The 6,642-nt window shown below is 61.3% G+C and carries 9 protein-coding genes; 5 read left to right on the top strand and 4 right to left on the bottom strand.

Going from position 1 to position 6,642, the window contains the following annotated elements:
- Nucleotides 1–166 precede the first annotated feature (166 nt).
- Entirely contained in the window at nucleotides 167–1,675 is a 1,509-nt protein-coding gene (mqo, locus tag AC19YR_RS18955) for a malate dehydrogenase (quinone) (protein ID WP_095105996.1), read from the bottom strand.
- Between the two features lie 676 nt (nucleotides 1,676–2,351).
- The gene (locus AC19YR_RS18950) at nucleotides 2,352–2,585 is read right to left on the bottom strand and encodes a hypothetical protein (protein ID WP_095105999.1); all 234 of its coding nucleotides are present in this window, start codon (nucleotides 2,583–2,585) and stop codon (nucleotides 2,352–2,354) included.
- Between the two features lie 206 nt (nucleotides 2,586–2,791).
- Between AC19YR_RS18950 and AC19YR_RS18945 the strand changes: the two genes are divergently transcribed.
- On the top strand, nucleotides 2,792–3,376 hold the full coding sequence (locus AC19YR_RS18945; RefSeq protein ID WP_095106003.1) for a YajG family lipoprotein: 585 nt from the start codon (nucleotides 2,792–2,794) through the stop codon (nucleotides 3,374–3,376).
- Between the two features lie 55 nt (nucleotides 3,377–3,431).
- Here the strand turns inward: AC19YR_RS18945 and AC19YR_RS18940 are convergent, their stop codons facing one another.
- The gene (locus AC19YR_RS18940; RefSeq protein WP_095106008.1) at nucleotides 3,432–3,638 is read right to left on the bottom strand and encodes a hypothetical protein; all 207 of its coding nucleotides are present in this window, start codon (nucleotides 3,636–3,638) and stop codon (nucleotides 3,432–3,434) included.
- Nucleotides 3,639–3,830: 192 nt separating this feature from the next.
- On the opposite strand from AC19YR_RS18940, the gene AC19YR_RS18935 reads away from it, so the two are divergent.
- A complete protein-coding gene (locus AC19YR_RS18935) occupies nucleotides 3,831–4,118 on the top strand; it encodes a hypothetical protein (protein ID WP_500599679.1) in 288 nt (95 codons plus the stop codon).
- Nucleotides 4,119–4,173: 55 nt separating this feature from the next.
- Here the strand turns inward: AC19YR_RS18935 and AC19YR_RS18930 are convergent, their stop codons facing one another.
- Entirely contained in the window at nucleotides 4,174–5,340 is a 1,167-nt protein-coding gene (locus AC19YR_RS18930) for a 1-acyl-sn-glycerol-3-phosphate acyltransferase (RefSeq protein WP_500599671.1), read from the bottom strand.
- A gap of 139 nt (nucleotides 5,341–5,479) precedes the next feature.
- Here AC19YR_RS18930 and AC19YR_RS18925 point away from each other — a divergent pair, with 139 nt between their 5' ends.
- The 3 genes from AC19YR_RS18925 to AC19YR_RS18915 are packed head-to-tail and all read left to right on the top strand — an operon-like array spanning nucleotide 5,480 to nucleotide 6,592.
- Nucleotides 5,480–5,662: a CPXCG motif-containing cysteine-rich protein gene (locus AC19YR_RS18925; RefSeq protein ID WP_095106012.1), complete on the top strand. Its 183-nt coding sequence runs from the start codon at nucleotides 5,480–5,482 to the stop codon at nucleotides 5,660–5,662.
- Nucleotides 5,663–5,674: 12 nt separating this feature from the next.
- Nucleotides 5,675–5,935, top strand: coding sequence for a putative signal transducing protein (locus AC19YR_RS18920; RefSeq protein WP_095106013.1), 261 nt, complete (start codon nucleotides 5,675–5,677; stop codon nucleotides 5,933–5,935).
- Nucleotides 5,936–5,971: 36 nt separating this feature from the next.
- The gene (locus AC19YR_RS18915; protein WP_095106014.1) at nucleotides 5,972–6,592 is read left to right on the top strand and encodes an SOS response-associated peptidase; all 621 of its coding nucleotides are present in this window, start codon (nucleotides 5,972–5,974) and stop codon (nucleotides 6,590–6,592) included.
- The last annotated feature ends 50 nt before the right edge of the window (nucleotides 6,593–6,642 follow it).

Below are 6,642 nucleotides of genomic sequence, written 5' to 3'. Positions count from 1 at the left end.
GGAAATTATGTTTGCCGAGATCGATACCGATCAGTGTTGACTGGATCATGATGATGGCCTCCGAAAACAAAACACCCTGCGAAAGCGTAGCCCTCGCAGGGTGTGGGGGTGACCATCTCATTAGCCCCTGAACGCTCATTCAGGGGCTTTTTTGTGGCAGCGGAGTTTAAGCGTAGCTTTGGGTTTCGCTGCTGGCTGGGACCAGTTCCAGGCTCAAGTTGTTTTGTGTGTTGATCGTGCGATACAGCTCGGCGTCGGTTTCCAGGACCTTTTCACGGGCCGGGAAGATTTCTGCCAATTTCGCAGCCCACTCACCGTGAGTTTGGCTCGGGAAGCATTTTTCGATCAGTTCCAACATGATCGAAACGGTCACCGACGCGCCTGGCGAGGCACCGAGCAGGGCGGCGAGGGAGCCGTCCTTGGCCGCCACCAGTTCGGTGCCAAATTGCAGCACGCCACCTTTTTTCGGGTCTTTCTTGATGATCTGCACCCGTTGCCCGGCGACTTCCAGGCGCCAGTCTTCGGCCTTGGCCTGAGGGTAGAAGCGGCGCAGCGATTCCAGGCGTTGCTCCATCGACTGCATCACTTCGCTGACCAGGTACTTGGTCAGGTCCATGTTGTCGCGGGCCACCGCCAGCATCGGGCCGATGTTGCCGGCGCGCACCGACAGCGGCAGGTCGAGGAACGAGCCGTGCTTGAGGAACTTGGTGGTGAACCCGGCGTATGGCCCGAACAACAGGGATTTCTTGCCATCGACCACGCGGGTGTCCAGGTGCGGCACGGACATTGGCGGCGAGCCCACCGCGGCTTGGCTGTAGACCTTGGCCTGGTGCTGCTTGACCACATCCGGGTTGTCGCAACGCAGCCACTGGCCGCTGACCGGGAAGCCGCCAAAACCTTTGCTTTCTTCGATGCCCGAGGCTTGCAGCAGCGGCAGCGCCGCGCCGCCCGCGCCGAGGAACACGAACTTGGCATCGACGTTACGGCTGTTGCCGCTGTTCACGTCCTTGATGCTGACGGTCCAGCCCGTGCCGTTGCGCTTGAGGCCGGTGACACGCTTGCAGTACTTGACCTGGGCATCGGGTGCGCTGGTCAGGTGCTTGAGCAATTGGTTGGTCAGCGCGCCGAAGTTGACGTCGGTGCCATTGAGCACGCGGGTCGCGGCGATGGTTTCGTCCGCTGGGCGCCCGGGCATCATCAGCGGCATCCACTGCGCCATGGTGGCCTTGTCTTCGGTGTATTCCATGTCGGCGAAAGCGTGGTGCTGGCTCAACACGTCGAAGCGTTTCTTGAGGAACGAAACGCCCTTGTCGCCTTGCACGAAGCTTAAGTGCGGCACCGGGCTGATAAAGGACTTCGAGGAGCCGAAGGTGCCTTTTTTGGTCAAGTACGCCCAGAACTGCTTCGACACCTCGAACTGGGTGTTGATGTGCACGGCTTTTTTGATGTCGATGCTGCCATCGGCGGCCTGTGGCGTGTAGTTGAGCTCACACAGCCCGGCGTGGCCGGTGCCGGCGTTGTTCCACGGGTTGGAACTCTCCGCGGCACCGGAATCCATCAGCTCGACGACTTCCAGCTTGATCGCGGGGTCGAGCTCTTTGAGCAGTACGGCGAGGGTGGCGCTCATGATGCCCGCCCCGACCAATACCACATCAACTGCTTCGTTATGCGCCATTTAACGCGTCTCCAAAATCTGCAGCACCAAATTGACGGCATAGCTGCCAGGAGTTACGGGGCGTGTTGAGTTATGCCCCAGGTCACCCATGGCCAGGATCGCCATGTCCGAATCTTCGCAATTTTTCGCAACTTCGACGGACGCTACCAACCGGGCCTAAGGTTCCTATGAACTCATTTCGGCGAGCGGGAGGCAATTCGACTTATGGTCAAGACGTCCGTTTGTGCAACCAAATCCGTAGCGGACAGGCGTCAGGCTCCCGTTCTCGAGGAGCACTCGGTCGTATGTAGTTGGGCTGTTGTCGACGCTAACAGTGCATTTTCAGACGCAAAACTATTCATTTGCTCGCCACACTCTTGTGAAGTTGTGAAAACCCGTTTTTTTCACGCTCTTTTGAAGACGTGAACCTCAAAAAAGGGCTGCCTGTGCCTGAAAACGGGCGCAAGGGCAGCTCTGGCAGATTCGCGAGAGGTGGTGGTTTGCAGGTTCAACAGCAAGCTCGCCACTTCACTCGATCTGTGTGGGCGGCTCTCTGTGGGCGGTGCGGAGGTGCCAATACGTGGGTATTGACGATGCTGCGAGGCCCGATCAGGAGACGTCCTTATAATCGGGGGGAGATTGTAGCGAAGAAATGTGGCGAGATGGTTGTGTTAAATGACTTTAATTAGCCGTTTGGTCAGGAGGCCAACGCCTGAGTGCGCCATGAATCACAAGTACGCGCGCTGACACGGGCGCTGGCGGGGAGGGGGCCTTGCAACCAGTTAAGGCGGATTTCGCGGATTTCCACCCAATTGTCGCCAGCGGGCGGCAGGCTGCATTGCTTGAAGGCCTGGCAGTGGCCGCGACGGTCAAGGCGGGCGAAGCAACGTTGGGGGCGGCGCGCGTTGAACCAGGACGATAGAAAACCCATGGCGATGTACCGGTTTGAGTGTGTGGGCCTCAGTATCCGGCGCCGCGATGACGCCATCATGAAGCCCAGGTGACAGCGCCGTGACAGGAACCCTGGGCAGCGATGGGCTGTCTGAGATTGGCGTGGGGAGTGCGCAACGCTAGTTACCGACACTGGCCCACCGCTATACTGCCGGCCTGTTAGTGCCTGATTCTGGAGAGAAGCGCATGTTGCAACGCCTGTTGTTCGGTTTGATGACTGTGACCAGTTTGACCTTGGTTGGCTGCGCCCACAGCCCGCAACAATTGAGCCCGCAACCGAAGCTGACGACCCAGCTCGCTGCCGTGGGCCAGGGCCAGCCGGTTGTGGTACGCGTGGTGGATGGCCGCCCGTCGCCCACCCTGGGCACCCGCGGTGGCCTGTACCCCGAGACCAGCGCCATTACCGTGGCCAGCGCCGACATCGTGCCCAAACTGCAAGCCCAGGCCGAAGCCGCCGTGCGCCTGCTGGGCTTCACCCCCAGCGCCAACGCGATGAGCGCCCCGCAATTGACCGTGACCCTCACCGAGCTCAAGTACCAGTCGCCCAAAGAAGGCATGTACGTGACCGAGGCGACCATCGGCGCAACCTTCAAGTCCGACGTGTCCAGCGGCAACCGTCGCTACAGCGGCCGCTACGGTGCGTCCCTGGACCAGCGCTTCGGCATGGCGCCGAACCAGGAAACCAACACCAAACTGGTGAGCGACGTGCTCAGCGACGCGTTGACCCGTCTGTTCAAGGACCCGACGGTCGGTCAGATCCTGGCCCAGTAAGCGGGCAACCAAAAGCCCCTGGCACCGTGTGTGGCAGGGGCTTTTTTGTGCGTGTTCAGGCCGCTTCGCTGTAGAAGTCCAGCATGCTCACGCCGGTGAGCAGGTCGGTTTCCGGTAGGTCGGCGTGCTGATGGCCGCCCAGGGCGCAATACACCAGCCAATGGCGGTCCTGCACATTGAACGCCAGGGCGCCCACCAGGGCGGACTGTTCGTCGCTGGGGGAGATCAAATACAGGCGATCCTGGTTTTCGGCGTGCAGCATGACAAGCTCCGTGTCGGTATCGAGGGGCGACAGACTGGCCTGTTTAGATGACGAAACGGTGACGCGGCGATTTAGCCGCCGGTGCGCTTGTTATTTGTCGCAAAGCCCACCTGGGGCGACGGGCTTTGGGTAGAATCCGCGCCGCGATGCCGGTTCGACGGCTCGCCTCGCGTGTATTCCTTGAGGTTCATGATGTCGCTGCAAGTGATCTGGTCTTTGTTCAACGCCCACCCCGCCAAACTCATCAACGTCCTCGCCCTGCTGTTCGCCTGCCCCGGCTGCTGGCTGCTGCATGCGACCCGCCGCCGCGAACAGCGCGCCATGGCCAACCTGCAGGCGCAAAGCCGCAACCGTTCGGTCGATCAGCCGCTGTTGCTGCTGGACGTCGCGACCCTGCGCATGAACCGGTTTTTCTATCGTTTCGGCTTCGCCTGCCTGGCGTTGGCGTTGCTGGTGTCGTGGGTCAGTACCTGGGTTTGAACAACCGCAGTGAGAGCGAGCCTGCTCGCTCTCACAGCGAGGGGCCAGGCAGGTGCTACAGCGCCAGCCCAGCCTTGACGCGGTACTGGTTGCGCACCGGCGTGGCGTATTGCAGCACCAGGTAGGGGCGGTGCTCGGCCGGGCAGGCGTCCAGGCGCGATTGCCATTGCGCCTGGGCCTTGGCCAGTTCATCGGCCGGGAACAGCTCACTAGCGGGCGGCACCTGCAACTGCGGGTCGGCGTCGCTCCACTGCGCGTACGCCAGGTAATGCACCGGGAACAACCGATAGCCGCCGAGAATCTGCCGGTCCATTTCCTGCGCCAGTTGCTTGGTGTCGTCGAACAACTGCGTGATCGGCGCGGCGAAGTTCACGTGGACCCGGCCCTTGTAGCCGGTAATGCCCTTGGCGATGCTCACGTCGTCTTCACCGGGCACCTTGCTATAGGTGCCGGTGGTGGCGCGGATGTACAGCTCACGGGCCTTGGCCTGGTCGCAGGGGTCGTATTCGTAGCTGATCGACACCGGGGTCAGGTTCAGCGAGCGGATGACTTCGCCGAACGGCTCGTCCTTGCGGCTCATGTGGAACATCTTGAGGATCGCCGACTCGGTGCGGTCATCGCCGTCCTTGGCGCGGCCTTCGGCCTGGGCGATCCAGATCGAGGCGCAGTCGTTGCGGATCGAGTGGTTGATATAGGCCGACAGCAACTGGTAGGCGGCCATTTTCTCGCGGCGCCCACTGATGGAGCGGTGCACGATAAAGCTCTTGTTCAGGCGCATCAGGTCGCTGACGAAGGGCTTTTGCAGCAGGTTGTCGCCGATGGCGATGCGCGGTGTCGGCAGGCCGGCGTGGTAGATCGCGTAATTGACGAAGGCCGGGTCCATCACGATGTCGCGGTGGTTGGCCAAAAACAGATAGGCGCTGCCGGACTTGAACTGCTCGACGCCGGTGTAGGTCACGCCGTCGGTGGCGCGCTCGATGGTGTGATCGACGTAGAACTCGACTTTGTCCTGCAGGGTCGCCACCGACGTGATGCCGGCGAACTCACGGCGCAGGCGATAGGCGATCAGAGGCTTGAGCAACCAGCCCAAGGCCCCGGCAAAGCGCGGGAAGCGAAAGTGGGTGAGGATATCTAGAAACGCCTGGTCGCCGAGTAGCCGTGCCAGCACCGCTGGGACTTCATGGTCGTCGTAAGGTCGGATGGCATCGAATTCGCCCATCATGCTCTCTTGTTGGAAACGGCTAGGGTAAGTAGGTGTTTGGATCGAAATACGGCAGGGGAGGGTCTGAAAATAGGCTCGCACCGCAATAGCCCTGCAAATAGACCGGCGATTATACGCACAAGTCACCCTGGAGACCGCGATGCTGGAAACTGACCGATATCAATGCCCTTACTGTGGCGAAACCGCCGAAGCGGTGCTGGACCTGTCTGCGGGCGACCAACAGTACATCGAGGATTGCCCAGTGTGCTGCCGCCCCATTGAGTTCAGGCTACAAACCGATGGTCAGGAATGGATGCTCGACGTTCACAGTGAAAACGAGTGAAGGGTGGCTGCGATGCAACGAGTCTACGAACCTGAAAACCTGCTGGAAGGCCAGTTGCTGCAAAACATGCTCGCCAGTGAAGGCATCGAGGCCCACCTCAGTGGTGGCGATTTGCTGGGCGCTGCGGGGGAGTTGCCGATCTTCGGCGTGTTGGGCTTGCTGGTGGACAACGATCAGGCGCAGTACGCACGCGAGCTCATCGCTGCGTACAATGCCGCCCAGCCGCTTGCGGGGGATGGCCCGGAAAGCTTTCCGGCCGTCCTGCTTTGTTAGGTTGGCGCCCGTTTTATCCCGGAGTCTTGTAGCCCCATGTGTGGACGTTATGCCTTGTTTCGCTGGAACCCCGCCTTCGCGGCCCTGCCAGGATTTCCCGCGGATCAGCAGGCGCAGTGGAATATTTCGCCCAACGATTCGGTGCTGATCCTGCGCAGCACCGAGGGCCAGCGCAACCTGGCCCGGGCCCGCTGGGGGCTGACGCCGCCGTGGTTGACCGATATGTCGCGCACCCCGGCCCACGCTCGGGCCGAAACCCTGGCCGAGCAACCGATGTTTCGCCAGGCCTTTGGCCAGCGCCGCTGCCTGCTGCCGGCCAATGGCTTCTATGAATGGCGCGGCACAGCGCGCAAACGCCCTTACTGGCTGACGCCGGGGGAAGGTTCGGCGCTGTTTTTCGCGGCGATCTGGGAGGCGTACCCGGTGCAGGAACAGGTGTGGCTCAGTACCGCAGTGGTTACCCAATCCGCTGCCAGCCAGCGCCGGCCGTTGATTCTCGATGAGGCCGGGCAGCAAGCCTGGCTCGACCCCGAAACCCCGTTGCACCAGTTGCAGGCACTGCTGGCCAGCGAACCGATGGCCCTGCGCGAGCGGGTACTGGCCAACCTGGTGAACGATCCCAAGCTCAATGCGCCGGAATGTTTGACACCTGGCTGACAAAACCCGGTTTTTTGCGGTCTTTTCTTATGGTGATGCGCAGGTGTTTG

Source organism: Pseudomonas sp. MF08817, assembly GCF_059862705.1.
The sequence above is the reverse complement of the archived record's forward strand: the minus strand, read 5'-3'. Positions and strand labels throughout refer to the sequence as shown.